Here is a 25,617-nt window from a genome sequence, read left to right as displayed (position 1 = left end):
CGTTAATATTTTATCAACTTCTCTTTATGTTTGATCACTTGACGATCCAATTTAGCTACCAATAAATCGATAGCCGCGTACATATCATCATGTTGTGATTTGGCATAGGCTTCTTTGCCATTTAAGACCAAACTGGCTTCTGCAGTTTGATTTGTTTTTCGAACATTGAGTACGATGCGCACATTATTGATCTGTTCGATATGACGTTCAAGTTTTGCCATTTTCCCGCTGACATATTCTTTTAGTGATTCAGTAACATCCAACTGCTGACCATTTTGTTGACCATTGATCCGGATTTGCATATCCATTGCCTCCTGTCGTTGTTAACTGCCGCTTTATTTCATCATAAGCTCTTTCGCTGGTTTGATGGTGGGATCATCATCGCTTCGCGGTATTTTGCGATGGTTCGTCTTGCCACTTTGATCCCTTGTTCTCCTAGCAGTTGCGCAATCTTATTATCACTGAGCGGTTTTTTCTGATTCTCTTCTGCCACCAGTTTTTTGATTAGCGCTCGAATCGCTGTTGAAGAACATTCTCCGCCATCATCGGTTCCAACATGGCTAGAGAAAAAGTATTTCAGTTCAAAAATTCCTCTTGGAGTGTGCATGTATTTTTGTGTCGTCACTCGCGATATCGTCGACTCATGCATTTCAATTTCTTCAGCGACATCATTCAAAATCATCGCTTTCATAGCTTCAGGACCATGTTCAAAAAAGTTGACCTGATTTTTTACAATACAATTGCACACCTTTAATAATGTATCGTTACGGCTCTCTAAACTTTTAATAAACCACTTAGCATCTTGCAGGTGACCGCGAACAAATTGGGTATCATCTCTACTTCGACTGGTTTTGGCCAGCGCGGCATATTGCTGATTGAGTCCTATTTTTGGCATCACATCTGGATTTAATTCCACTTGCCAACGCCCATTTTTTTTACTGACAGACACATCAGGTATTACATATTCATCGTCTTTACGGCCAATATTCAATCCCGGCCTTGGGTCCAAACTCTGGATCAAATTCATCGCAGCTTTGAGTTGTGGTTCTCTAAGCTTAGTTTTTTTCAGTAAAGATCGAAAGTCTCGTACAGCAATCAAATCAATGTGATGCTGAATAATGTTTTTCGCTTCAGCCAAATAGGGGGTTAAGTCGTCAAAATGCGAGAGTTGCAAATATAAACACTCTGGTACGTCACGAGCGGCAATACCAATAGGATCAAAATGCTGTACTCGTTTTAACACCGCCTCTACTTCATCCATTTCAATTTCAGGGTCACCCATAGCCTCTAAAATATCATCTAGTGACTGGGTCAAATACCCACGCTCGTCGATGGCTTCAATTATCGCAGTGGCTATCGCGTAGTCCGTGCTCGAAAAAGGCGTGAGGTTTTTTTGCCATTCAAGGTGTTCGTATAATCCATCACTGGTTTCGCCTTGAAACGGAAGGTCATCAGCAGGTAAAGCACCACTGCCAGAAGTAGGCATAGCCGTAAAGGTTTCATCCCATGTGGTATCCATGGGCAGTTCTTCAGTCAGCTTTTCTTTGCTTAGGGACTCTACAGTGTCAGGAATCTCAGGCTCAACTATATCTTGGCTTTCGTTTTGATTGATTAGCGAATCCAGCTCGACTTCAGGTGCCGTTTCTGACTCAGTCTTTGTCGATGCCAGTTCTTCTTCTAATTCCAATAATGGATTAGATTCAAGTGCCTGTTGAACTTCTTGATGTAGCTCTAATGATGAAAGCTGTAGCAAGCGTATGGCTTGTTGCAGCTGAGGCGTCATTGTGAGCTGTTGTCCTAACTTAAGCTGAAGCGACGCTTTCATAGTTACCGCTGATCCTTCTTATTGTTTTTGTTGGCGCATGGGAAAGCTCCCTAAAAATAATCACTACTATAACGTGAATTGTTCTCCCAAGTACACTTCCCGAACATGCTTATCATCAAGGATGGCTTCAGGTGTGCCTTCGGCTATCAAGCTGCCGTGGCTAACAATATAAGCATGCTCACATACATCCAGTGTTTCACGAACATTATGGTCGGTGATCAACACCCCTAATCCACGATCTCTCAATTGTTCAATGATTTTTTTAATATCAATCACAGAGATAGGATCGACCCCAGCAAAAGGTTCATCCAAGAGAATAAATTGAGGATTCGCGGCTAACGCACGGGCAATTTCTACTCGACGACGTTCACCGCCTGATAAAGCCATACCTAAGCTGTCACGAATATGAGTAATATGAAACTCTTCAAGCAAGTGTTCTAGCTGTTCTTCGCGCTGTTGTTGATTAAGTGATGCACGCATTTCTAATACCGCCATGATGTTTTCATAAACGGTCAATTTGCGAAAAATACTGGCTTCTTGTGGTAAGTAACCAATACCTTTACGAGCGCGCATGTGCATGGGATCTAATGTGAGATCATCGCTGTCGATAAAAATCTGGCCCTTATCACTTTTGACTAAGCCCACCACCATATAAAAAGTCGTGGTTTTACCTGCGCCATTGGGGCCAAGCAGACCAACAATTTGTCCTGTTTTTACTGATAAGCTGACGTCCTTTACCACTTGTCTGGATTTATAGCTCTTTGCAAGATGTTTTGCTGTCAGGGTTTTCTGAGTCATTGTTTCTTCTCAGTTTCAGTCTTAGGCTTTGAAGATGATTTTTTATTTTTACTGCGTGCTTCTTGGTAGTTTTCAGCCGGAATAATCGTTTGCACTCGGTCATTGCCATCACCCGAGCTTGCCGCTGTCACATGCTGATTTGCAATATTGTAGCGAATGGTTTCCGCTTTCATTTTACTGCCACCAATATCAAGCTCAGCGCTACCTTTTAGCACTAAGTCACCGCTAATACTGTCATAACGTATATTGTAAGCACTAGCCGTTCCTAGCTCACCACTGTCTAAAATTTGAGAAAAAGTAGCGGGTTTACCTTTGGCAGCAAATACCTTGTGACCACTTTTATCATCACTCACCGCACTCATTTCATCAGCGTAAATCTTAATACTGCCCTGAGTAATTTTTACGTTTCCAAAATACGACAATTTATTATTTTTCAAATCACCGGCTTGGCTTTTGGCGCTAATACTTAGGTCTTGTTTTAAATCATCTTGCTTCGCTACGGCCGAAAAGGTCATCATTGTGCAAAACGCTGCCAGCAATATATTATTTATTCGCTTCATAGGTTCCTGTTACCTGATCATTTAAGCGTACAGTTTCATTATTAAAATCGGCAAAAAGGCCTTTACCTTGGCTTTGAAATCCATTGCCTTTAATGTAAACCATGGCATCCGTAGTCATGGTTTTACTATCTAAATCTAACTCAACATAACGGGTACTAACACTTTGAATGGGCTCTTTTTTCCCAATGGCTTCAAGCTTTACGTCCCAGTCTAAATAAGCTTTTTGTGTATCATCTTTTTTTAGACGACCTTCTTTAGCAGAAATGCGCCAAGGGCTGTCACTGCCCTCACCGTAAAGCCAATATACCGGCTCGGTAAATAAGGTCGTATCACGAGTAGCGAAATGCTCCATGTGCTTAGCTGTTACTTTACTGCTTAAATGACCTTGCTCGTCATAGGCGACACTATTGAGATCGGTAGCCATATAGTCAGGCCGTTCTATTTGAGGGCCTTGAGCAATTTTATCGCCTTGTTTTTGTTGTACCTGCCAATACAGCACCAGTGCGGTACTGAAAAAAACAATAATGGCGAGGGTCACTCGATTCATACACTCATTCCCTGAGCCGATTCAAATAGCCCCTGAGACTCCAAAATCAAGTCCGCTAATTCTCGCACCGCACCATGGCCGCCGTTCATCGTCGTGATCATATTCACTTGTTGTTTCACGTAAGGGTGACCATCTGCAACCGAAACCGAAAGTCCAACATGTTTCATGACGGGTAAATCCACCATATCGTCACCAATATAGGCGACTTGTTCAGGCTTAAGTTCAAACTTACTGAGCAATTCATTAAATGGCACTAATTTATCATCAATACCTTGATAGATATGTTCAACGCCCAATGCACTCATTCGATTTTCAAGTAATTGCGACTTACGACCAGTGATCACCGCCAAATGAAAACCAGCATTTAGCAACGAACGAACGCCAAAACCATCACGAGTATGAAAAGCTTTTAGCTCTTCTCCACTATTGCTTAAATAAATACGGCCATCAGAAAACACCCCGTCAACATCAAAGATGATCAGTTTGATCTGTTGCGCTTTATTCCAAACGGTTTCGGTCACTTCACCATATAAAGTTGGCATCATAGTCACAGTTAAATTACTCCGGATTTGACCATATCTAGCATGTTCAATGCCCCAACTGGACATTGTGCGTCATCCACCACAATCAGTCCATTAATGTTTTTTTCATCCATTAACTTAAGTGCTTCTGCTGCCAGCACATTTTCGGTGATGGTAATACAATTTGAAGTCATTACTTCTGAAATATCAGTATTGCGTAAGTGTATTCCAGCATCAATAACTCGACGTAAGTCACCGTCAGTGAACACGCCAAGTAACTTCCCATCATCATCGATAATCGCGGCCATCCCAAGCCCTTTGTTGGAAATAACGTATAAGGCTTCAGTAATCTTCACAGTTGGCTGAACCAAAGGCAATTGATCGCCTTTATGCATAATATCAGCGACTTTTAGCAGCAATTTACGGCCTAGGCTGCCACCGGGATGCGATAAAGCAAAGTCATCTTTGGTGAAGCCTTTGGCTTGCAGTAATGCCACAGCCAATGCATCACCCATTACTAGGGTTGCTGTAGTACTTGAGGTTGGTGCTAACCCTAAAGGACACGCTTCTTCTGGAACTTGAATACAAAGGTGGATATTGGCTAATTTAGCCATGTTAGATTCAGGCACACCAGTGATAGAAATGATCGGTAAGCCCATACGTTTTATTACTGGGAATAAAGTTAGTATCTCTGAAGACTCACCAGAGTTAGAAATGGCAATGACAATATCGTTAGCCGAGAGCACACCCAGATCACCATGACTGGCTTCGCCAGGATGAACAAATACGGCCGGAGTTCCTGTACTTGCCAAGGTAGCCGCAATTTTATTGCCAATATGCCCAGATTTACCCATGCCCATTACAATCACTTTGCCGGAACAATTCAGCATTAGTTCACATGCTTGTGTAAACTCATCAGAATTAACATAATGGTATAGGCTGTCCAACGCCGCTTTTTCTATATCAACCACTTTACTGCCCCACTGCTGGAGCTGAGTTTTATTCGCCATCGTTATCTATTATTATCCGACCTGATTCCATGAATAACATTTTCGCTGGTATTGCAACAAATTGAAAGCCTCACCTGACGTATTGATCAAAACAAAAATGCCATAAAAAAGGATAATTCATGGAACTTAGATATAATTTTAGCCATCTTAAGTGCATGATACTGTGCTCGTCCCCATTGTAGAAAACAACGTTCAACGGCTAGCAAATAAACAATTAACTACTGATAATCAATTAGTTACTAATGTTTCGCAATGAGTTACAATTCGGGAAATTTTAAGTCATTCATGACATCTTTGGCTTCACTTGTTGTACCAGTTTACACATTTTCGTACACTGTTTTATTTTGTATTTCCCGTTGAGGGATACTCCTTTCGAATAAGGCTCTAAATGGACAATCAAACACCAAATTTGGTAGAAGTGAGGAATATGAGCTTCAATCGAGGCTCAAGAGCGATTTTTAAAGACCTCAACTTAACGATTCCTAAGGGAAAAGTCACAGCCATCATGGGCCCTAGCGGTATTGGTAAAACCACGCTGCTTAAATTGATGGGTGGGCAACTCACGCCAGATTCTGGTCAAGTATTATTTGATGGCCATGATATCCATAAGGTTAGCCGTAAAGCGTTATTTAATTTACGCCAACGCATGAGTATGTTGTTCCAAAGTGGCGCTCTGTTTACCGATATTAATGTCGCTGACAATGTGGCTTTTGCACTGCGTGAACACTCTAACTTACCCGAAAGCATCATTAACACCATTGTCGCGATGAAGCTGGAAGCCGTTGGCTTAAGAGGCGCTGGTAAACTTATGCCGAATGAGCTTTCGGGAGGAATGCAACGTCGAGCGGCACTCGCCCGTGCGATTGCACTTGAGCCAGAGCTGATCATGTACGATGAGCCTTTCGCAGGTCAAGATCCCATCGCCATGGGCGTGTTAGTGAAGCTGATCAAAGAATTATCAGAATCACTAAACCTCACCTCAGTAGTGGTGTCTCATGATGTAGTTGAAGTGCTCAGTATTGCTGACTATGTGTATGTAGTCGCCGATAAAAAAGTGATTGCCGAAGGCACACCGCAGCAGCTGAAACAGTCAGATAACCCACAATTACAGCAATTTATGGGGGGCGAACCAGATGGCCCAGTACCATTCCACTTCCCTGCACCAGATTACAAAAAGGAGTTAATGGGTGAGAATCGTTGAGCGTATCACCGCACTTGGGCACAATGCTATTGAATTTATTTCTGGATTCGGCCGTGCCGGGATCATGCTATGGAATGCCATAGTTAATGTGCCACGATTCAGAAAAGGCACGCCTTTACTGATCAAACAGCTGTATGTGGTTGGGGTGCAATCTTTTGTTATCATCACCATTTCAGGCCTATTTATTGGCATGGTGTTGGCGCTGCAAGGCTACAACATATTGTCGGATTTTGGCACTTCTGAAAGCCTTGGTCCAATGGTGGCACTTAGTCTTTTGCGTGAACTTGGCCCTGTGGTCACGGCGTTACTTTTCGCCGGTCGTGCTGGTTCGGCGCTTACGGCTGAAATTGGGCTAATGAAAAGCACTGAGCAGCTATCCAGTTTGGAAATGATGGCCGTTGATCCCCTAAGACAAGTTATTGCCCCAAGGTTTTGGGCTGGGGTGATCAGTATGCCGTTACTGGCGATGATTTTCAGCGCTGTGGGTATCTATGGTGGTCACATCGTGGGCGTTGAATGGAAAGGCATTGATGCTGGTTCTTTTTGGTCGATTCTGCAATCTAAAGTAGAGTGGCACCAAGATATTCTAAACTCATTAATAAAAAGTGTTGTATTTGCCGTTGTAGTGACTTGGATTGCCCTTTATCGAGGTTACCAAGTTATACCGAACCCTGAGGGGATCAGCCGTGCAACCACCAAAACTGTGGTGCAAGCGAGCTTAGCGGTACTGGCGCTCGACTTTTTATTAACGGCATTAATGTTTGGTTAATGCAATACGAAATATTTATTTAATCAATGGACTTTTTGTCCCTAAACGGACTTTTTACTTGTAGTAGGCAAATATGTTGACTCGCAAAATTGAATTTTTAGTTGGATGTTTTTTACTTACTGGTTTAGCCGCATTTCTCACTCTCGTGATTAATGTTGCGAACATCAAAATTGATAGTGGTGAGAGCACTTATGCTCTTACGGCTCATTTTACTAACGTTGGCGGATTGAAAGTACGCTCTCCTGTAAAAGTTGGAGGAGTAACGGTAGGCCGAGTGAGTGATATCAGCCTAGACCCAAAACAACTCGACGCTATAGTGACCATTCAAATTGATAAACGTTACGATCAATTCCCAGAAACCAGCAGTTTAGCTATTTTGACTTCAGGTTTATTGGGTGAGCAATTTCTTGGGTTAACGCCGGGGTTTGACGATGGCGATACTTCGATGCTCAAAAGTGGCGATAAAATTGAAAACACCCACTCGGCGCTCGTATTAGAAGATCTGATTGGGCAGTTCCTGTATAGCCTTGGCTCAAAAGATAAGTAGGAGCACATTATGCGAACATTACTTTCAAAAATACTATTACCACTGTGCCTAGTGGTCAGCAGCTTTTCAGCGATGGCTGCCGACATCGACAGCAAAAACCCTTACACCATGATCCAGCAAGTGGCTAATCAAACGTTTGCTCACTTTAATGCTGACCAAAGCAAAATTAAAGCGGACCCAAACCACCTAAAGACCATCATCAGTGATGAACTTTTGCCATATGTAGATTACAAATACGCCGCCTATATGGTGCTAGGCCGTAATTTAAGACAGCTATCTAAAACGCAACGCAGTGATTTTTCAGTCGCATTTAAAGACTATTTGATCAGCACGTATGCGACCGCTTTTACTGAGTACACGAATCAGAAAATCCAATTTGCGCCAGCGAAAGATTTTAGTAACCAAAAAATTGTTACCGTCCCTGTACAAGTAATTTCCAATAGCCGTCCACCCATCAATATTTCGTTTAAGGTCCGTAAACTGAAAAATGGAACGTGGAAAGCCTTTGACTTAGTGGCAGAAGGCGTGAGTTTATTGCAATCGAAACAATCTGAGATCGGTGGATTAATCCAACGTCAAGGCGTTGATTCAGTGATAAAAATGCTGAATGAAAAAGCTAAAGCGCCGATTCAAGCAAAGACTGAGAAAAAGTAATGGCAAAATTCACAGTCCACGACAATAGCTGTTCACTATCAGGGCGACTGTCACGAGAAGAAGTGGTCGCCTTATGGGCAAAGCGCCAAAGTTTGCTAGGTTCACAAGTGAGCCAACTGGATCTGTCTGAACTTAACTACATCGACAGCTCAGGCATTGCGTTTTTGTTCCACTTAGTCAAACAGCAGCAAAAGAATAACCAAACCCTATTGTTGGCGAACCCTTCCCAACAGTTACAGCCATTGATTGCATTATATAATCTGCAACCAATGTTTGAATCCCAAATTTCTTAAATACTAAGGTAGTAATTCCGATGGAATGCAAACAAGTAGAAGAGCTAATACGCGCTCAGCTCGAACTTGATGAATTGTTCGTAACTCAAGACGGTACTCACTATAAAGTTATCGCCGTTGCCGATATGTTTGGTGAGCTTTCCCCAGTAAAACGTCAGCAAGCGATTTATGCGCCGTTATCTGAGCAGATTGCCAGTGGCGCTTTACACGCACTTACCATCAAAACCTTCACCCCAGAGCAGTGGAAACGCGAAAAGCTCTTTAACATGCCAGCATAATCGAGGCGCTCTGTGGATAAACTAACAATAGAGTCCAGCCAACCACTGGCTGGCAACGTGGTTATTTCTGGCGCTAAAAACGCCGCCTTGCCAATCCTGATGGCAGGCGTATTAGCTGAAACTGATTTTATCGTCAGCAATGTACCCGATCTACGCGATGTGAAAACCAGCTGCAAATTGTTGCAATGTCTAGGCGCAGATGTCACTAAGTTGGACGATGGTCAATTTAAAATCTCCACCAAAAATCTTGACCATTTTTGTGCGCCTTATGACTTAGTCAAAACCATGCGCGCGTCTATTTTGATTTTAGGACCACTGCTGGCTCGCTACGGCACTGCCGATGTATCGCTGCCCGGTGGCTGTGCCATTGGTGCCCGCCCAGTAAACTTGCATTTACAAGGTCTTGAGCAAATGGGCGCTCATATCGAAGTAGAAGAAGGGTACATCAAAGCCAGAGTCGATGGTCGCCTTAAAGGTGCTCACATCATCATGGAGATGGTCAGTGTTGGTGCCACCGAAAACCTACTCATGGCCGCCGTATTAGCCGAAGGTACTACCGTCATTGAAAATGCCGCCCGTGAACCTGAAGTGTGCGACCTCGCTCACTGCCTTGTAGCCATGGGAGCGAAAATCGAGGGTATTGGTAGCGCAAAATTAGTGATTGAAGGTGTTGAATCACTAAAAGGTTGTGATTATCGCGTGATGCCTGATCGTATTGAAACCGGTACTTTCTTAGTTGCAGCCGCGATCACCCGTGGTCGTATTCGCTGTTTAGATGCCGATCCAGCTTCACTCGAAGCGGTATTAATGAAGCTTGAAGAAACTGGGGCTGAAGTCACCAAAGGCACAGATTGGATTGAGCTAGACATGCACGGTAAGCGCCCAAAAGCGATTAACATCAAAACCGCTGTTTATCCAGGTTTCCCAACCGATATGCAAGCTCAGTTTTGTGTCTTAAACGCTTTAGCGGAAGGTAATGCCACCATCAGCGAAACCATTTTTGAAAACCGCTTTATGCACGTGCCTGAGCTTATTCGTATGGGCGCAAAAATGGAGCTTGAAGGACATACTTGTATCATTCATGGTATTGAACAGCTTAAAGCGGCACCAGTAATGGCAACTGATCTTCGCGCTTCAGCAAGCCTTGTGATTGCAGGCTTAATGGCTGAAGGCAAAACCGTCGTTGATCGAATTTATCACCTTGATCGCGGTTATGAGCATATTGAAGATAAGTTTGAGAAGTTAGGTGGCCGAGTGTATCGGGTGAAATAGATTTCACTGGTTATCTTTGATACTGCGTATCGGCTGACAAAAGGGAAGCTTCCATAGCTTCCCTTTTTTGTAGCTTCATTACTACTTTCCGTCTTACCTACGAAGGCAGGTAACCAGTTACTTTTGGGTTTTGATTGATAATGGAGAGTTTCTACGAAACTCTAGAAAGTCGTGGTATTGCATACCACACCGCCAAAAGGGGAAGCCTCCAGCAGCTTCCCCTTTTGAATCCCCATGCCGCCCCAACGGAGCTAGGATATTCCACTAAATGGACTCATTTAAAATCTATATGATACTGCTTTGTCAATTATAAAAAGTATAATACGAACCTACTATGTTAATACGTTTATATAGGGAATTTAAGCGTGAAAAAATTTGATTACCCAGTAGGTATAACTTTCTTTGGACTTGTAATAACATGCTTTGGCTTTGGTTTTTTCTTTGGTTCAAGTAATATGGGTCAAGCTTTAAGCAGTTTTATTCTTTCAATTTTCTCTAGCTATATTTTTTTCTTTTTTACTGTAAAACTAAAAGAGCAATCTGAAAAAGAAAAGATAAAAAATATAACCATCCCAAAGATAAAACGTATACCAGATTGCCTTTACTCCTCTATCCATAATTCTTTACTTTTTCCAAATAAATCTTATCGTCCAATACCTACAGCTTCTAAGCTTGAACTTTGTGAAATAGAAAGTCTTCTAAAAGATGAATCATTTGTTCAAAAAACATCAGGTTGGAGAGTGTATTATCCTCAACTTATCGAATACGAACCCAAAACCAATAAAGAACATTTAATCCTCAACACGACAATTCCAATTGAAAATCAAATCTCAGAAATTAAGCCTTATTATTATATGTTGGATCACGCGATAGTTAAGTTGCTTTCAGATATTGAAGATGCCTCTCATATGAGGTTTTCAGGTCATAATCTAAAATTCAGTAATAAATACGATTTCAGTGACGAGCTATTTTTAGACTTTATACAACTTATTAAAAAACTAGAAAATAAAATTGGGTATATAACTGAATAAAGATTGTATTCAGAGAGACCCCCACTCCCCATCGGAGCTGTTTCAGTGAGAATTGAATATCAAAATGGCGTAAGCCCGACATGGACGTCGGGCTAGGCTCTGAGGTACATGGATGTACCATCAGAGCCGTTAGGCATTTATTCAATTATCTCTGAAACGTTTAGCGACGTTTGGGCAGCACGGGGAGATGAAAGAGGGGGCTTGCTGGAGAGCTCCCTCTTTCACGGGTGTGGGTGGTAAACCCACGATGTTTTAAACTTCGAAGAAGTTTCCTTCCCAAAAGTCACTAGATGCCTGATAACAACATTCAAGCATGACAAAAGGAGTAATCAAATTACTCTCAAACTTGTCCTCTCCCTAACCCGACAACATCCAATAAATGGAAATAGGCCTATAAAAAACCTTTAAATTAGGGAACGGGCTTACCTCTTACCAAGGTTAATAACTCGTACCAATGTTCACGAGTCAAGGTTACGGTTTGCGCTTGTAAACAGGCTTTGATCCGATCTGGGTTAGTTGTCCCAAGCACTGGTTGAATACCAGCGGGATGGCGCATTAACCATGCTAATACGATAGCTTCTGGCGATACGCCATACTCACTTGCTAACTCAGAGACACGAGTTCGTATCTGGTTATCCTTTGGTTCTGAAAAGGTATCATCATTACGAGTGAAACGTCCTTGTGCCAAACAACCCCACGCTTGTAATTGAATATTGTTTAATTGCGAATGCTCGATGATAGCGGGTGAGAAACGCCCAGAATCATTCATTCCTGCGGTTAATCCTTCATTAATCCACTCGCAGTTAGCTAAGCTCATTTCTAATTGATTGATGATGAGCGGGATATCCAAGTGTCGCTGAAGAAAGTCAACTTGGTAAGGGTGCATGTTGGACACACCAAGATGATGAATTTTCCCCGCTGACTTTAAGGCATGTATTGCTTCTGCTACTTGTTCGATTTCCATTAATGGATCGGGTCGATGAAGCAATAAAATATCTAGATATTCTGTGCCTAAGCGCGTTAAGCTCGATTCGACTGACTCTATGATCCAATTTGTGGAAAAGTCATAGCGTCCGACTTTGTCCGTCTCTGCCAGTCGAATCCCACACTTACTTTGAATGATTAGGCTTTCTCTTGCCACCGAACTCGATTTGAGAGCTTCACCAAAAATCGCTTCTGCTCGTCCCTGTTTATAGATATCTGCATGATCAAATACGTTAATCCCTTGCTCCAAACAAGTATCCAAAGCATGGCGCATAACCCTGAGATCATCATTATTATAGGTTGATGCTTCCCAATTACCGCCAAACCCCATACAGCCCATCGCAATGGCGCTAGCCTGAGGAAAATGTGTTTGTATTGGTGATTTCATTCAGAGGTTTGATCCGTTACTTATAATAGTGGTTCATTCTCAAGTGCAATTTATATCATGTCAAAGGCCTTTTTTAGCTAAAGTAAGTCTGGTGCCTCTGCCCTTGCCAAACACCACACCTGAGAGGAAATGCCTTGCTTTGTCAGTAGCTGAGTAATTTCAGCTACCGTAGTACCTGTGGTCACGACATCATCGACAATGGCCACTCTTTGCACATCAATAGGTTTGACTAGGCTAAATGCCCGATGAAGATTCTGGCGTCGCTGCTTCCCGTCTAATCCAGCTTGTGGTTGGGTCGCTTGAGTGCGAATAAGGTGTTCATCCAGTAAAGGCAATTTTAGTCGTTCACTTAATGGCTTGGCCACTAACCATGCTTGGTTAAAACCACGCTGTCGCTGCCGTTTGGGGTGAAGCGGAACGGGAATAATGGCCTGTGGCATGCTGATCATCTCTTGTTGAACTAATAAAACGAGCCGCTGATAAAGTGCTTGTGTTAGTGATTCTAATACTGCACATTGACGTTGATATTTGATGGCGGCAATCCAACGACCAAGCCCTTGGTGATAACTGCACGGCGCAATAACTTTCAAGGGCATCAGCAACTGGCATTGACCGCAATAGGGCATTACTTCTGTCATGCTGCCGCCACAACCTAAGCAAACTGGCGTAGAATACAGCCCTGCCTGTAAACATACCGAACAGATCCCATGACCGTCACCATCTACAGACTGATGGCAAGCAATGCACCGATTCGGTACACTTCGCTTAATTAATTGTCCACATTGCTGCTGTAAACGCTGCCATTGAGTACGCCAATCCATTGCCGTTCTCCTAAACGAAAGGAAGTCCATCGTGCCACAACCAAAACTAAATATCGAATCCATAGGTCAAGGTAGGGATATTGTGCTGTTACATGGCTGGGGAATGAATCACGCGGTATTTTCTCCTTTGTTTGAACGGCTACAAGGGTTTCGTGTGCATTATGTTGACTTACCCGGTTTTGGTCATAGCGCTCCAATTGCAGGCGATCTTAATGCTTGGGTGGATCATCTAATTGAGCACTTGCCTAACAACAGTATCTGGCTTGGTTGGTCATTAGGTGGATTAGTGGCAACCCAATTGGCGTTAACCTATCCCGATAAAGTGAAAGGCTTGATCACGGTTGCATCTTCCCCCTGCTTTTTGAGTAAACCTGATGAACACTGGGCGGGAATGGATCCTAAGGTACTATCTCTATTTTCTGAGCAACTACAATCGGACATTAAAAAAACCGTCGAACGCTTTTTAGCGATCCAAGCTATGGGAAGTAAAACGGCTAAACAAGAAATCAAGCAGCTAAAACACGATGTACTCACCCAGCCACTACCTGATCAACAAGCTTTAGCACAAGGGTTATCTTTCCTGCAAAAATACGATCTGCGAAACCAAGTAACAAATATCAAACTGCCTTGGCTTCGCCTTTGGGGACGACTGGATAGCCTAGTGCCCAAAGCCATTATTGAGCAAATGCCCACAACCTTTAATACTACTGATGTCATCATGCACGATGGTGCGCATGCCCCGTTTTTCTCACACCCTGAGGAATTTTGCGACATTCTATTGAAATGGTTACATAAAACTGGCTAAACTCTGTTCAGCATTCACCGTTCAGGGAAAGGGCATGGCAATCACTACTCATTACGGCAATGTTCCCATTGCACCAACCAATGTCGCTACCGATAGCGTACGCAATGAAAATGAGCATAAAAAGCCGATCCCTGAAGCTAAATCTGTCTCCGAAATCCATAAAGAACGGGCGATCGATCCAGAAAAAGAACACGATGCTGAGCAAGGCCAGCATCACCATCAACAGCAGCCTGAACCTGAATTTTCAGAGCAAGCAGAGACTGACAGAGCAACCGAGCTAACGTCCACTGCTACCACAACTCAAGTCCCTCCTATACAAGCGGCCTTAAAACGCTCTGACATTCATATCGGTACTGAGCCACCAGTGATTCTTGAGCATGAGCCTGAAACAAAAAAAGTTACACCAGCGGATGCTAAAGGTATTCGGCAGCAATTGAGTAAGATGTATCAAGATGAGGATAGCCCGAAACCAAAAGCTATGATTGACGAAACATTGTAGAAAGGCTATTGCCTCGAAGACATCGAGGCAATAGAGAGCAACTGAACTATTTCTTCATTTTGGCAAAGGCTTCGGCAAACGCATTCCCCATAGCTGCATTTTTTGGTGATTTGTTCTGCTTATTTTGAGGCTTGTGATGCTTATTAGCTGCTTTTGAGTTCGGTTTATTATCACGTTGACCGCTAGCATTGGCTTTCGCGTTAGCCGCAGATTCACTCATTTTCATGGTTAACGCAATACGACGACGCTCTACATCCACATCAATCACTTTTACTTTCACCACATCACCCGCTTTCACAATCGTATGCGGATCACTGACGAACTTATCGGTTAACGACGAAATATGAACTAAACCATCTTGGTGAACGCCTACATCAACAAAGGCACCAAAATTAGTGACATTGGTGACCACACCTTCAAGGATCATATCAAGCTTAAGATCCTTAACATCCTCCACGCCATCTTTAAAGCTGGCCGTTTTAAACTCACCACGAGGATCGCGTCCCGGCTTTTGCAGTTCAGTGACAATATCAGTAATGGTCACTTCACCAAATTTATCATCGGCAAAATCACTGGCATTAACCGCCGCCAGCTTTTCACTATTGCCCACTAAGTCTGCCACCGAAACCTGAAGTTTTTGCGCCATGTTCTCCACAACACCATAAGCTTCAGGGTGAACCGCAGAAGCATCCAGCGGATTATCACCACCTTGAATACGCAAAAAGCCTGCTGCTTGTTCGTAGGCTTTAGGCCCTAGGCGAGCCACTTTCAACAATTGCTTACGATTAGCAAAACTGCCGTTTTCATCGCGATAGGTCACTACATTTTTTGCCAGCGTTTTATTAAACCCTGCTACTTGAGCCAGCAACGGCTCAGATGCCATGTTCAAATCAACACCGACTGCGTTTACGCTGTCTTCTACTACGGCGTCAAGTGAGCGTGATAGCTGACTTTGGTTCACATCGTGCTGATATTGACCAACGCCTATGGATTTAGGCTCAATTTTCACAAGCTCTGCCATAGGATCTTGCAGACGACGCGCAATCGACACGGCTCCACGCAATGATACATCTAAATCAGGAAATTCAGCTGCGGCTAATTCTGAAGCCGAGTACACAGAAGCACCAGCTTCACTCACCATGACTTTAGTTACTTTGTTTTTCAGTTCTGTCAGGCTGGCGATCACTTCACCCGCAAGCTTATCGGTTTCACGCGAGCCAGTGCCATTACCAATAGCAATCAGCTCCACTTTATGCATTTTCACTAAGTTAGCTAATGAGCGAACCGACTTGTCCCACTGATTTTGTGGTGCATGCGGGAATATAGTGGTGTGTGCCACCAGCTTTCCAGTGTCGTTAACAATCGCGACTTTAACCCCTGTACGAATGCCCGGATCTAAGCCCATGGTGACTTTACTGCCCGCAGGCGATGCCATCAGCAAATCGTTAAGGTTACGAGCAAACACTTTGATGGCTTCGTCTTCAGCACGTTCACGCAAGGCCGCAATGAATTCGGTTTCCATCTGTAGTGAGATCTTCACTCGCCATGTTGATGCAACCACAGTAGCAAGCCAAGTATCAACATCTGAGTTTGAAAGCGAAAGATTGAGGTGATCACGAATGATGATTTCACAATAACTGCCGGTTTTAGCTTCTGAGTTAGGATCGGCATTTAAACTCAATGCCAATACACCTTCAGTGCGGCCACGCAACATAGCTAAGGCACGGTGAGATGGAATTTTGATAATGGCTTCATTATGTTCAAAGTAATCTCTAAACTTAGCGCCTTCTTTTTCTTTGCCTTTCATCACTCGGCTTTCAAGTTGTGCTTGTTGCTCAAGGTGTTTACGGATCTTAAGCAGTAGCCCAGCGTCTTCAGCAAAGCGCTCCATCAAAATAAAGCGTGCACCATCCAATACGGCTTTGATATCAGCAAAGCCTTTTTCGGCGTTAATAAATTCGCTCGCTTTGGCCTCTAACGCAGCTTGTCGATTCGCTAATAAAAAGTCCGCTAACGGCTCTAGGCCAGCTTCTTTGGCGATTTCACCTTTGGTGCGGCGCTTTGGTTTAAAGGGTAAATACAGATCTTCTAATCGCGTCTTGGTGTCCGCTTGTTGGATTTCACGCTTAAGGGACTCCGTGAGTTTTCCCTGAGCTGAAATGCTGGACAACACCACTTCTCGGCGCTCGTTCAATTCTCGTAAATAGCTAAGACGAGACTCTAAAGTTCGCAGCTGAGTATCATCAAGCCCACCAGTGGCTTCTTTACGATATCTAGCAATAAAAGGAACAGTTGCGCCATCATCTAATAACGCAATGGCAGCAGACACTTGAGACTGATTGGCAGATAACTCGTGAGAAATGGTTTGAACTATAGACTGCATAAAAATCTTCTACTATCGAACTCAAAAAAATGATGGTTACCATAGCATAAGCTAAGACTTGCTTACATCCTCAAAACCCTTTTTTAAGTAAGCTCTTTAGGATTAACCAACCGCTTGCAGCCTTACCAAAGTATTTACCACTGTTTTTACCAATAACAATCGTTGATTTCTCTGGTGATTTCAGTAAGGTATTTGCTGTTATTGTTAACTTGAGATCTCCGTTTGCGTACTAATTTGATCACCCCAGAAGGCTATGAAGCTCTGCAAAAAGAATTAGACTACCTGTGGCGAGAATACCGACCTGAAATCACCAAAAAAGTGGCTTGGGCAGCCAGTCTTGGCGATCGCAGTGAAAATGCCGATTATAAAGAAAATAAACGCCTGCTTAGACAAATTGATAGCCGAGTACGGTTTTTACGCAAACGCCTAGAAGCATTAAAAGTGGTACATCATGCTAAAGAGCAAGAAGGCAAAGTCTTTTTTGGTGCTTGGGTGGAGGTCGAGAACGAACAAGGCGAAACAAAGTCATTCCGTATTGTCGGCCCTGATGAAATTTATGGTAATAACGACTACATTTCTATCGATGCACCAATGGCACGCGCTTTACTCAAAAAAGAAGTGGACGATGAAGCGGTAGTGCACACGCCTACAGGCGAACAAGTTTGGTACATCAATAGCATTCGTTACTCACTTTCCGCTAATTGATGCTTATCGATAATATCGTAATATTCCAAGGCCGATGACAGTATCGCTTCACCTTCCTCGCGCTTGTCTTTAAGCTCGGCTTTCAATTTCTCGGTCTGTATATCTAAAAGTTGTGCTTCTTTCCTAAGTTCAACATTCACTTTGGCTTCATCAAGCCCCGTTGTCTTAACACTTTCCACGCCCTTTTTACTCACGACGACTTGTGAGCGCTGCATAACGGGAGAGTGTTTTAACTCTTCAGCTTTTTGCTTTAAATGTTGGGCTTTTATTTCTTCACGATAATCAAGCTCTGTTCTTAAGTTATCGATTTCATGTTGAACGGCTTTATATTCAACGGATTTTTGCGCTTTGACTCTAGCTGCTGATTTTGCATTACCACGAGTATCAATTTCTTTGGGCTTTTCAGCATCACCAGTGGATTGCGATTGACCAAACGTCAACTGCTCACTGCTAGGGTCAAATTGAACTGACTGTGAGTGTTGTTGGCTCCACTGCAAGCGTCTATCACTCACTTGTTGAAGCTTCTGTTTTAACGCTGTTTCAGCTTGATCGTTTTTTTTCTTTAGCTCATCAACTTTATGTTGCGCTTGCTCTGAAGTCTTCAATAACGGCGTGCTTTCATCTACGGAACGGGCATCATCACCGTTATCATTCTCTTGAGACAATTGAGAGAGCTTTATCGGTGCTGCCAATGCATCTTGCTGTTTGATATGCGAAGCTTGGGCGCTGTAATAGCCTTGTTTAACTGCTGCTTTGATGACGGCTGGAGCTTTCTCTCTCACAGTTTCATTGGACGATAAGGTAGCAAAGGCAAGTACCCCACGAGTAGCCATCGAGATTTTATCGGCAAAGTTAAAGGCTTTTGGATCTTGGTAGCCTAATTTTTTAAGTGCTGCGAAAGCCATGTTGCCTACAGAATCTTGCCCCATTGGCAGTAAATCGGTTCGTTTTCCTTTCCAGTCCATGTAAGAGCAAATACTGTCGCCTACGGCTACTCCTAAATGAGTGGTTGCTAACAAAAGTAATGGGGTTGTTGCACCAGCTGTCGCTATGGTTGCCAATAATGTCGCTCCCACCGCAACACCCGAACCAATGGCGATGGCTAAGTTTTTAACAAAGGCTTTTTTCTTAAGATTTACGCCTTGGTTTTCAGCGTCTTTATGGGATTGGGCAGTAGCTTCGATGCTGGACTTTACATCTACATGCTTGTCTGTTTTTTGTGAAGACAGTTTCGCTGCCTCAAGTCCTACTTGAGTAGACTGAAATGCCTTGGAGGTTGTAATTTCAACCTTGGGTTCATCCCCATTTGAAAATTTAACTTGCAACCCACCAGCTGGGATACCACCACTGCTAAAACTCATATCATCATCCAACGTCCCTGTGATGATATGAGTATAGTTTATATGCCAATAAAAAAAGCCCATGTAATTTACATGGGCTTTAAATCTAATGATCAAACATTACGAGCAACAATCTTTACGCCACCAGCGTTTAGGGAGCTTCTCTAAAACCACTTTTGCCATTAATACTGCTAGCACTACACCTGAACTGATCACAACCCAATCAGGCAATAAACTATGATGCTCACCAATTTGCGGAGCAACGACAATACCATACTTCGCCACAACAAAATTTGTTAAATAACCAGCAATAATCGCTACGCCAATCACACCACCTAAATAACCAAATAGCGCTCGCTTGCCTAGCTCTCTTGTTACTACACCTAAAGTGGCAATGTTCGTAGCGGGCCCCGCCAGCATGAAGACTAATACCGCGCCAGGTGAAACTCCCGCCAATAACAAGCCTGCTGCAATCGGTGTAGAAGCCGTCGCACAAATATACATAGGAATGGAAATACCTATCATCACCAACATGGCTAAAATACCGCTACCGTATTGAGACAAAAAGTCCTCAGGCACATAGGTTTTTATTATCGCGGCAAAGATGATACCCACCAATAACCACATGGTAGTGTCTCGTACTAAATCCGTAGCCGCATAATGCAGCCCCTCTTTCACCTTACCCCAAAAGCTGCTTGGTGGTGTGCTAGGCTCTGAACTACAGCAATCATCACTCTCATCAGAATGTGAATGACTATGGCTAGCTTTAGAATTTTCAGATTTAGATGAACAACATGATTCAACTTTCGGCTCTGCTTTTGTCTCTGAACTGCAGCAAGATGTCGCTGGTTTGGGTGCTTCATTTTTCGAGCTGCAACAGGAATCAGATTCGGTATTGGCGCTCTCAGCATTCACCGTTTTTGTCGAATCATCTTTACTATCTGGCCCGACTAATAAGCCTGCGGTAATGGCACTGAGCACCGCCGCAATCGGCCGAACAATTGCCATAAATGGACCAAGTAACACATACGATACACTAACAGAATCCACGCCTGTCTCTGGTGTTGAGACCATAAATGAAGTAGTAGCGGCTTTTGAGGCACCTGCTCGTCGTAACCCAACCGCGGCAGGGATCACTCCGCAAGAACACAAAGGTAATGGCGCACCAAAAACAGCCGCTTTTACAACTGTTTTAACGCCATATCCGCCAAGTTGCTTTTGCATCCATTCCAGAGGAACGAACATTTTTAGCAACCCAGCCATCACAAGTCCTAATAGTAGCCAAGGCGCTGACTCTAAAAACAACTCCACAAAATTATTAATCAACATGATTCATCTCCATTGACTGGAACGGGCGTATCAAAACGCGGAACTGAACTATCATGATGGATGTCATCCAGCGCCTCTAAAATTGAGCAATACTCTGCACTTTCATCGCCACCGCAACATGAATCAGATAACTCTTGTAACCCTTTCTGAAACTTTTGCAGTTCCATAATCTTAGCAGAGATAGCATTAAGCTTCTTATCGACACGCCCTTTAACATCAGCGCATGCCCATTGCGACTTGTTCAATTCAATGGACACCAACTCTTGAATTTCATTCAACGTAAAGCCTACATTTTTTGCACGTAGAATAAACTTTAGGAGTTGAGCGTCTTTCTTGCTATAAAGCCTATAACCAGATTCAGTCCGCTCTGAGGGCGATAACAAGCCATGCTTTTCGTAGTACCTCAAAGTATCTGAATTTATGCCATAGGCACTTGCGAGTTCGCCAATTCGATACATGATAAATCCACAGTGATAATTCGATATTGTTAATTATAAACCTTGGAGTAAGCTCCAAGGTCAAATACTATTTTATTATCATGAAAAATTGAACTCAGTGTTTTGTGTTAACTGTAGGGAATTTGTACACAAAATCAGCAGATTGATGGGTTTTCAGGTAGAATAGCCGCGCCCAAGTTCAGGGAGGATAAAAACATAATCATCCCCTCTCTGGCCAAGATCACTATAAACTGGATAAAAGTACCCACATGAATAACGCCAGACCTATTCGCCGCGCGCTGCTTAGCGTATCTGATAAAACCGGTATCATTGAATTTGCCCAAGCTTTAAATGCTTTAGGCGTAGAGATCTTATCTACAGGTGGTACAGCAAAACTGTTAGCTGACAACCAAATCCCTGTTATTGAAGTCTCTGATCACACTGGTCACCCAGAGATCATGGACGGACGTGTTAAAACCCTACACCCTAAAATTCATGGCGGTATTTTAGCTCGTCGTGGCACTGACGAAGCCGTGATGGCCGATAACAGCATCGATGCTATCGATTTAGTTGCTGTTAACTTGTATCCGTTTGCTCAAACCGTTGCTAACCCAGATTGCACATTAGAAGATGCGATTGAGAACATCGACATCGGTGGTCCAACTATGGTGCGTGCAGCGGCAAAAAACCATAAAGATGTGACCATCATTGTTAATGCTAATGACTATGGCCGCGTACTAGCGGAGCTTGCCGACAATCACGGTTCAACCACTTATGAAACCCGCTTTGATTTAGCGATTGCTGCTTTTGAGCATACCGCGCAATACGACGGTATGATTGCCAACTATTTCGGCACAAAAGTACCTGCTCACCACATTGAACATGCCGCTGAAGACAGCAAGTTCCCACGCACGTTCAACACCCAATTAGTGAAAAAGCAAGACCTGCGCTACGGTGAAAACAGCCACCAGCAAGCCGCATTTTATGTTGATACTAGGGTTGATGAAGCGTCGGTGGCCACAGCAACACAAATCCAAGGTAAGGCGTTGTCATACAACAATATTGCCGATACCGATGCCGCACTCGAATGCGTAAAAGAGTTTGTTGAACCTGCGTGTGTGATTGTAAAACACGCTAACCCTTGTGGTGTATCGTTAGGTGAAAATCTACTTGAAGCCTACGACCGTGCTTTTAAAACCGACCCAACATCAGCATTCGGTGGCATCATCGCCTTTAACCGCGAGTTAGATGAAGCAACAGCGAAAGCCATAGTTGAGCGTCAGTTTGTAGAAGTTATCATCGCTCCCAGCATATCTGAAGCGGCTAAAACAGTGGTTGCAGCCAAAGCCAATCTTCGTTTATTAGAATGCGGCCAGTGGGATAACAAAACCATGTCACTGGATTACAAGCGTGTAAATGGTGGCATGCTGGTTCAAGATCGCGATCAAGGTATGGTCGATTTGGACGACCTAACCGTTGTTTCAAAACGTCAACCGACTGAAAAAGAACTAAAAGATTTACTCTTCTGCTGGAAAGTGGCTAAATTCGTTAAATCTAACGCTATCGTGTATGCCAAAGACGGTATGACAGTAGGCGTTGGCGCAGGTCAAATGAGCCGAGTTTACAGCGCTAAAATTGCAGGCATTAAGGCTGAAGATGAAGGACTAACGGTTCCGGGGTCAGTCATGGCATCGGATGCGTTTTTCCCATTCCGCGATGGTATTGATGCCGCGGCAGCGGCAGGCATTACTTGTGTTATTCAACCGGGCGGCTCAATGCGCGATAACGAAGTGATTGAAGCGGCTGATGAACACGGCATGGCAATGGTCTTTACAGGAATGCGCCATTTCCGTCATTAATAGTGAATGATTTTACCTGATATAGCGGAATGATAGTGTGAACGACAACAGAAACGTACGTCCATGTACTCACGACCGTGACATCCTGTCACGGACGGTTGTCTTATCCCACTATCATTCCTCTTTGAACATTCAGCAATACTGATTTCTACTAGAGCAAGTAGTAACAAGGATTATGAAATGAAAATATTAGTTATAGGTGGCGGTGGTCGTGAACACGCTTTAGCTTGGAAAGCCGCGCAAAGCCCTCAAGTCGACACAGTATTTGTTGCACCGGGTAATGCGGGCACGGCACTAGAGCCAAAATTAGAAAACATCGCCATTGGCGTTGAAGATATTTCTGCTCTCGTCACTTTCGCAAAAGAAAACGAGATTGCTTTGACGATTGTTGGCCCAGAAGCACCGCTTGTTATTGGTGTGGTTGATGCGTTCCGCGCTGAGGGTTTAGCTATCTTTGGTCCAACTGAAGGTGCAGCTCAACTTGAAGGCTCTAAAGCCTTTACTAAAGATTTCTTAGCTCGACACAATATCCCAACTGCTGATTATCAAAACTTTACAGACATTAAGCCAGCAAAGGCGTTCTCGGCTCAATTGGCTGAAAAAACAGGTTACCCTGTTGTGATTAAAGCTGATGGTTTAGCGGCAGGCAAAGGGGTTATCATCGCTCAAAGCCAAGCTGAAGCCGATGCGGCCATTGACGATATGCTTGAAGGCAACAAGTTTGGTGATGCCGGTTCTCGCGTGGTTATCGAAGAGTTCTTAAAAGGTGAAGAAGCCAGCTTTATCGTTATGGTTGACGGTAAAAATATTCTGCCAATGGCCACCAGCCAAGATCATAAAGCTCGTGATAACGGCGATAACGGCCCTAATACAGGCGGGATGGGTGCCTATTCTCCTGCTCCAGTGGTCACTCAAGCGATCCACGATTGGACCATGAAGCACGTGATTGAACCAACCGTTGAAGGCATGGCACAAGAAGGTCATCCATACACAGGCTTCTTATACGCTGGTTTGATGATTGCTGCTGATGGTACAGCTAAAGTACTTGAGTACAACTGCCGCTTTGGCGACCCAGAAACTCAGCCAATTATGATGCGCCTTAAGTCAGATTTAGTTGAACTATGCTTAGCGGCGTGCCGTGGTGAGTTAGATAAAGTTACGGCAGAATATGATAGCCGTGCTGCTGTTGGTGTGGTGTTAGCCGCAGGTGGTTATCCTGAGTCATACCGTAAAGGTGATGTAATTGACGGTCTAACGCTTGGTAATAGCGACCAAAAAGTCTTCCATGCTGGAACTTCAGCAAAAGGCGAGCGCATCGTCACTAACGGTGGTCGTGTATTGTGTGCCACAGCACTAGGAAACAGTGTGACTGAAGCTCAAAAAACCGCTTACGCCCTAGTCGATACCGTCCATTGGGATGATGTGTTCTTTAGAACCGATATCGCCTATCGCGCTATTGCTCGCGAGCAATAGCCATAAGCAAGTAGATGTGAGAGATACCTCGCATCTACTTGATATCATCCATTTTAACGCTAACTGTTTTATGCGATGCCATTAATGATGGTTGGGGTTGAGGTTGTAACTCTCCACACACCCATGCGCCATACCCTTCGAAGCTATTAGAACCGTCTTTCGCCGCTTCAATGTCAAATCTAAAAGGAATATCGGTGAACTTTGGATTTAATGCACCATCCCAATTTGATGTTTCAGTCCACCCGTTGAATTTTCCAGTAATTTGTTGGGTATTTTGAAAGAGATTCAATCGATAATCTGCATCAAAGTTATAGTTTCTTACAGGAGCTTCATAACTTGGATACACACTGCCCTCGTCCAAAACAGCATAACCTAGGCTCATATATTTATGCTTATTGGCTTCCCAAAGAGAGCTTACTCTCACAGTGGGAAATTGAATACTGGTCACCCAAAACTTAGCACCATCCTGTCTTTGTAATTGAAACTCAATAAAGGTATCAGCTGGGTTTCGTGCCTTAATCACTAAGTTTTGAGTTGATGAGTCGGGCGATTGTTGAGGTGATTTAATACTTAAGTTACTGGCTGTAAATCCAGGCATTACATAGGCGGGCTTTACTTCGTCAGTCGTCGCGACCGCTTTACCATCAAAATTCGAATAAATCGTCAATGGCTCGCCACCCGCTGGACAAGCAAACGTATCAACGGGGTTGGGTTGAGCATAGGTAAACGGGGTAACAACAAGGCTACTTAAAATGAACAAAAGGCCTTTTGCATTCAGGTATCGTTTTGTAAATTTCATTGTATTTCTCCTTATGTCATTTTAGGTAAAACAGAATCGAGGAAAATATCTCTATTGGTCAATAGCGATAACGAAAGTCGTTAACAGTAAGATTTAAAAGAAAAATATCACTTCCTATAGTTTGCGCCAGTGAATTATTGTTCATTCATTGGAAACTAGAGGCCGTTCCCAATTAAAGACTTTTTGATTTGTTACCGTCTAAAATTGGCAAAATCAAGGCGCGAAGATTGAAGTTTTGTGAGCTAAATGAATGATGAGTGACGCAGAGTTTGCCAATTTTAGGCGTAACCCGTAGGGCTGCGTTTCTTTTTTGTTTAAACTACGTTGTCAAATGTTCGTGTAGAATAACTACACTTCACATTTTCCGCCTTGTTTAACCTAAAAAATTAACAGCAGCAAATCAAAAATCTAATTGAGAACGGCCTCTAGAGAGTCAGGAGAAGCTCGAGCTGGGAAGTGAGGCATTTTTGCTTAGTGACAATTAGGGCA

At 43.4% G+C, this 25,617-nt stretch carries 27 protein-coding genes; 13 read left to right on the top strand and 14 right to left on the bottom strand.

The window, feature by feature from the left end; translation table 11 throughout:
* Window positions 1-2: 2 nt before the first annotated feature.
* The 7 genes from hpf to AC1EU0_RS18340 all read right to left on the bottom strand — a co-directional run bounded on the left by hpf (window position 3) and on the right by AC1EU0_RS18340 (window position 5,261).
* A complete protein-coding gene (hpf, locus tag AC1EU0_RS18370) occupies window positions 3-302 on the bottom strand; it encodes a ribosome hibernation-promoting factor, HPF/YfiA family (protein ID WP_480304171.1) in 300 nt (99 codons plus the stop codon).
* Between the two features lie 41 nt (window positions 303-343).
* Window positions 344-1,825, bottom strand: a complete 1,482-nt coding sequence (locus AC1EU0_RS18365) for an RNA polymerase factor sigma-54 (protein WP_480304133.1) — start codon at window positions 1,823-1,825, stop codon at window positions 344-346.
* A gap of 66 nt (window positions 1,826-1,891) precedes the next feature.
* A complete protein-coding gene (gene lptB / locus AC1EU0_RS18360) occupies window positions 1,892-2,623 on the bottom strand; it encodes an LPS export ABC transporter ATP-binding protein (protein ID WP_480304132.1) in 732 nt (243 codons plus the stop codon).
* The gene (gene lptA, locus AC1EU0_RS18355) at window positions 2,620-3,183 is read right to left on the bottom strand and encodes a lipopolysaccharide transport periplasmic protein LptA (protein WP_480304130.1); all 564 of its coding nucleotides are present in this window, start codon (window positions 3,181-3,183) and stop codon (window positions 2,620-2,622) included. Before lptA ends, lptB begins: the two co-directional genes overlap by 4 nt.
* On the bottom strand, window positions 3,167-3,730 hold the full coding sequence (lptC, locus tag AC1EU0_RS18350) for an LPS export ABC transporter periplasmic protein LptC (protein WP_480304128.1): 564 nt from the start codon (window positions 3,728-3,730) through the stop codon (window positions 3,167-3,169). The genes lptA and lptC overlap by 17 nt, the downstream gene beginning before the upstream one ends.
* Window positions 3,727-4,272, bottom strand: a complete 546-nt coding sequence (kdsC, locus tag AC1EU0_RS18345; protein WP_480304169.1) for a 3-deoxy-manno-octulosonate-8-phosphatase KdsC — start codon at window positions 4,270-4,272, stop codon at window positions 3,727-3,729. The genes lptC and kdsC overlap by 4 nt, the downstream gene beginning before the upstream one ends.
* An 11-nt stretch (window positions 4,273-4,283) precedes the next feature.
* Entirely contained in the window at window positions 4,284-5,261 is a 978-nt protein-coding gene (locus tag AC1EU0_RS18340; protein WP_480304126.1) for a KpsF/GutQ family sugar-phosphate isomerase, read from the bottom strand.
* A gap of 388 nt (window positions 5,262-5,649) precedes the next feature.
* Between AC1EU0_RS18340 and mlaF the strand changes: the two genes are divergently transcribed.
* The 8 genes from mlaF to AC1EU0_RS18300 all read left to right on the top strand — a co-directional run bounded on the left by mlaF (window position 5,650) and on the right by AC1EU0_RS18300 (window position 11,306).
* Complete coding sequence (mlaF, locus tag AC1EU0_RS18335) at window positions 5,650-6,462, top strand: phospholipid ABC transporter ATP-binding protein MlaF (protein ID WP_480304124.1); 813 nt, start codon at window positions 5,650-5,652, stop codon at window positions 6,460-6,462.
* Window positions 6,449-7,231 (top strand): lipid asymmetry maintenance ABC transporter permease subunit MlaE, encoded by a 783-nt coding sequence (gene mlaE, locus AC1EU0_RS18330; protein WP_480304123.1) that lies wholly within the window; start codon window positions 6,449-6,451, stop codon window positions 7,229-7,231. Before mlaF ends, mlaE begins: the two co-directional genes overlap by 14 nt.
* A gap of 73 nt (window positions 7,232-7,304) precedes the next feature.
* Window positions 7,305-7,778, top strand: a complete 474-nt coding sequence (gene mlaD, locus AC1EU0_RS18325; RefSeq protein WP_480304121.1) for an outer membrane lipid asymmetry maintenance protein MlaD — start codon at window positions 7,305-7,307, stop codon at window positions 7,776-7,778.
* 9 nt (window positions 7,779-7,787) lie between these two features.
* Window positions 7,788-8,432, top strand: coding sequence for an MlaC/ttg2D family ABC transporter substrate-binding protein (locus tag AC1EU0_RS18320; protein ID WP_480304120.1), 645 nt, complete (start codon window positions 7,788-7,790; stop codon window positions 8,430-8,432).
* Window positions 8,432-8,725 (top strand): STAS domain-containing protein, encoded by a 294-nt coding sequence (locus tag AC1EU0_RS18315; protein ID WP_480304118.1) that lies wholly within the window; start codon window positions 8,432-8,434, stop codon window positions 8,723-8,725. The genes AC1EU0_RS18320 and AC1EU0_RS18315 overlap by 1 nt, the downstream gene beginning before the upstream one ends.
* Before the next feature lie 20 nt (window positions 8,726-8,745).
* Window positions 8,746-9,003 (top strand): BolA family protein, encoded by a 258-nt coding sequence (locus tag AC1EU0_RS18310; protein ID WP_480304116.1) that lies wholly within the window; start codon window positions 8,746-8,748, stop codon window positions 9,001-9,003.
* 12 nt (window positions 9,004-9,015) lie between these two features.
* Window positions 9,016-10,275, top strand: a complete 1,260-nt coding sequence (gene murA / locus AC1EU0_RS18305; RefSeq protein WP_480304114.1) for a UDP-N-acetylglucosamine 1-carboxyvinyltransferase — start codon at window positions 9,016-9,018, stop codon at window positions 10,273-10,275.
* Window positions 10,276-10,640: 365 nt separating this feature from the next.
* Window positions 10,641-11,306, top strand: a complete 666-nt coding sequence (locus AC1EU0_RS18300; RefSeq protein WP_480304113.1) for a hypothetical protein — start codon at window positions 10,641-10,643, stop codon at window positions 11,304-11,306.
* A gap of 409 nt (window positions 11,307-11,715) precedes the next feature.
* On the opposite strand, the gene AC1EU0_RS18295 is transcribed toward AC1EU0_RS18300, so the two are convergent.
* Together AC1EU0_RS18295 and AC1EU0_RS18290 are read right to left on the bottom strand one after the other, a co-directional pair.
* Window positions 11,716-12,678, bottom strand: a complete 963-nt coding sequence (locus tag AC1EU0_RS18295) for an aldo/keto reductase (RefSeq protein ID WP_480304111.1) — start codon at window positions 12,676-12,678, stop codon at window positions 11,716-11,718.
* Window positions 12,679-12,755: 77 nt separating this feature from the next.
* Entirely contained in the window at window positions 12,756-13,499 is a 744-nt protein-coding gene (locus tag AC1EU0_RS18290; protein ID WP_480304109.1) for a ComF family protein, read from the bottom strand.
* Window positions 13,500-13,527: 28 nt separating this feature from the next.
* Between AC1EU0_RS18290 and bioH the strand changes: the two genes are divergently transcribed.
* Window positions 13,528-14,304: a pimeloyl-ACP methyl ester esterase BioH gene (gene bioH / locus AC1EU0_RS18285; RefSeq protein ID WP_480304167.1), complete on the top strand. Its 777-nt coding sequence runs from the start codon at window positions 13,528-13,530 to the stop codon at window positions 14,302-14,304.
* A gap of 34 nt (window positions 14,305-14,338) precedes the next feature.
* Entirely contained in the window at window positions 14,339-14,803 is a 465-nt protein-coding gene (locus AC1EU0_RS18280; protein ID WP_480304107.1) for a hypothetical protein, read from the top strand.
* 46 nt (window positions 14,804-14,849) lie between these two features.
* Here the strand turns inward: AC1EU0_RS18280 and AC1EU0_RS18275 are convergent, their stop codons facing one another.
* A complete protein-coding gene (locus AC1EU0_RS18275; protein ID WP_480304105.1) occupies window positions 14,850-17,186 on the bottom strand; it encodes a Tex family protein in 2,337 nt (778 codons plus the stop codon).
* Between the two features lie 222 nt (window positions 17,187-17,408).
* Between AC1EU0_RS18275 and greB the strand changes: the two genes are divergently transcribed.
* Complete coding sequence (gene greB / locus AC1EU0_RS18270; RefSeq protein WP_480304103.1) at window positions 17,409-17,891, top strand: transcription elongation factor GreB; 483 nt, start codon at window positions 17,409-17,411, stop codon at window positions 17,889-17,891.
* Here greB and AC1EU0_RS18265 read toward each other — a convergent pair.
* From AC1EU0_RS18265 to zntR, 3 genes are all read right to left on the bottom strand, one after another.
* Window positions 17,870-19,252, bottom strand: a complete 1,383-nt coding sequence (locus tag AC1EU0_RS18265) for a hypothetical protein (protein WP_480304102.1) — start codon at window positions 19,250-19,252, stop codon at window positions 17,870-17,872. The two genes, greB and AC1EU0_RS18265, sit on opposite strands and share 22 nt — an antisense overlap.
* 99 nt (window positions 19,253-19,351) lie before the next feature.
* Entirely contained in the window at window positions 19,352-20,560 is a 1,209-nt protein-coding gene (locus AC1EU0_RS18260) for an SO_0444 family Cu/Zn efflux transporter (protein WP_480304100.1), read from the bottom strand.
* Window positions 20,554-21,018 (bottom strand): Zn(2+)-responsive transcriptional regulator, encoded by a 465-nt coding sequence (gene zntR / locus AC1EU0_RS18255; protein WP_480304098.1) that lies wholly within the window; start codon window positions 21,016-21,018, stop codon window positions 20,554-20,556. Before zntR ends, AC1EU0_RS18260 begins: the two co-directional genes overlap by 7 nt.
* Window positions 21,019-21,266: 248 nt before the next feature.
* Here zntR and purH point away from each other — a divergent pair, with 248 nt between their 5' ends.
* Together purH and purD are read left to right on the top strand one after the other, a co-directional pair.
* Complete coding sequence (gene purH, locus AC1EU0_RS18250) at window positions 21,267-22,856, top strand: bifunctional phosphoribosylaminoimidazolecarboxamide formyltransferase/IMP cyclohydrolase (protein ID WP_480304096.1); 1,590 nt, start codon at window positions 21,267-21,269, stop codon at window positions 22,854-22,856.
* Between the two features lie 180 nt (window positions 22,857-23,036).
* Window positions 23,037-24,329 carry a phosphoribosylamine--glycine ligase gene (gene purD / locus AC1EU0_RS18245; RefSeq protein ID WP_480304094.1) on the top strand — a complete coding sequence of 431 codons (1,293 nt, stop codon included), beginning with the start codon at window positions 23,037-23,039 and terminating at the stop codon, window positions 24,327-24,329.
* Between the two features lie 34 nt (window positions 24,330-24,363).
* On the opposite strand, the gene AC1EU0_RS18240 is transcribed toward purD, so the two are convergent.
* Complete coding sequence (locus AC1EU0_RS18240) at window positions 24,364-25,128, bottom strand: hypothetical protein (RefSeq protein WP_480304092.1); 765 nt, start codon at window positions 25,126-25,128, stop codon at window positions 24,364-24,366.
* Window positions 25,129-25,617: the final 489 nt, after the last annotated feature.

The organism is Parashewanella sp. 2210YD4-3 (assembly GCF_056591735.1).
Note: the sequence above shows the minus strand (reverse complement) of the source record. Positions and strands in the feature narration are given on the sequence as shown.

Coding starts and splice junctions, on each gene's coding strand:
- AC1EU0_RS18280 (WP_480304107.1), top strand. CDS start 14,339: ATGGCAATCACTACTCATTACGGCAATGTTCCCATTGCACCAACCAAT.
- AC1EU0_RS18340 (WP_480304126.1), bottom strand. CDS start 5,261: ATGGCGAATAAAACTCAGCTCCAGCAGTGGGGCAGTAAAGTGGTTGAT.
- AC1EU0_RS18320 (WP_480304120.1), top strand. CDS start 7,788: ATGCGAACATTACTTTCAAAAATACTATTACCACTGTGCCTAGTGGTC.
- AC1EU0_RS18240 (WP_480304092.1), bottom strand. CDS start 25,128: ATGAAATTTACAAAACGATACCTGAATGCAAAAGGCCTTTTGTTCATT.
- AC1EU0_RS18310 (WP_480304116.1), top strand. CDS start 8,746: ATGGAATGCAAACAAGTAGAAGAGCTAATACGCGCTCAGCTCGAACTT.
- AC1EU0_RS18275 (WP_480304105.1), bottom strand. CDS start 17,186: ATGCAGTCTATAGTTCAAACCATTTCTCACGAGTTATCTGCCAATCAG.
- kdsC (WP_480304169.1), bottom strand. CDS start 4,272: ATGCCAACTTTATATGGTGAAGTGACCGAAACCGTTTGGAATAAAGCG.
- AC1EU0_RS18260 (WP_480304100.1), bottom strand. CDS start 20,560: ATGTTGATTAATAATTTTGTGGAGTTGTTTTTAGAGTCAGCGCCTTGG.
- hpf (WP_480304171.1), bottom strand. CDS start 302: ATGCAAATCCGGATCAATGGTCAACAAAATGGTCAGCAGTTGGATGTT.
- purD (WP_480304094.1), top strand. CDS start 23,037: ATGAAAATATTAGTTATAGGTGGCGGTGGTCGTGAACACGCTTTAGCT.
- AC1EU0_RS18315 (WP_480304118.1), top strand. CDS start 8,432: ATGGCAAAATTCACAGTCCACGACAATAGCTGTTCACTATCAGGGCGA.
- AC1EU0_RS18295 (WP_480304111.1), bottom strand. CDS start 12,678: ATGAAATCACCAATACAAACACATTTTCCTCAGGCTAGCGCCATTGCG.
- lptC (WP_480304128.1), bottom strand. CDS start 3,730: ATGAATCGAGTGACCCTCGCCATTATTGTTTTTTTCAGTACCGCACTG.
- lptA (WP_480304130.1), bottom strand. CDS start 3,183: ATGAAGCGAATAAATAATATATTGCTGGCAGCGTTTTGCACAATGATG.
- zntR (WP_480304098.1), bottom strand. CDS start 21,018: ATGTATCGAATTGGCGAACTCGCAAGTGCCTATGGCATAAATTCAGAT.
- AC1EU0_RS18365 (WP_480304133.1), bottom strand. CDS start 1,825: ATGAAAGCGTCGCTTCAGCTTAAGTTAGGACAACAGCTCACAATGACG.
- AC1EU0_RS18290 (WP_480304109.1), bottom strand. CDS start 13,499: ATGGATTGGCGTACTCAATGGCAGCGTTTACAGCAGCAATGTGGACAA.
- purH (WP_480304096.1), top strand. CDS start 21,267: ATGAATAACGCCAGACCTATTCGCCGCGCGCTGCTTAGCGTATCTGAT.
- mlaF (WP_480304124.1), top strand. CDS start 5,650: ATGGACAATCAAACACCAAATTTGGTAGAAGTGAGGAATATGAGCTTC.
- AC1EU0_RS18265 (WP_480304102.1), bottom strand. CDS start 19,252: ATGAGTTTTAGCAGTGGTGGTATCCCAGCTGGTGGGTTGCAAGTTAAA.
- lptB (WP_480304132.1), bottom strand. CDS start 2,623: ATGACTCAGAAAACCCTGACAGCAAAACATCTTGCAAAGAGCTATAAA.
- mlaD (WP_480304121.1), top strand. CDS start 7,305: ATGTTGACTCGCAAAATTGAATTTTTAGTTGGATGTTTTTTACTTACT.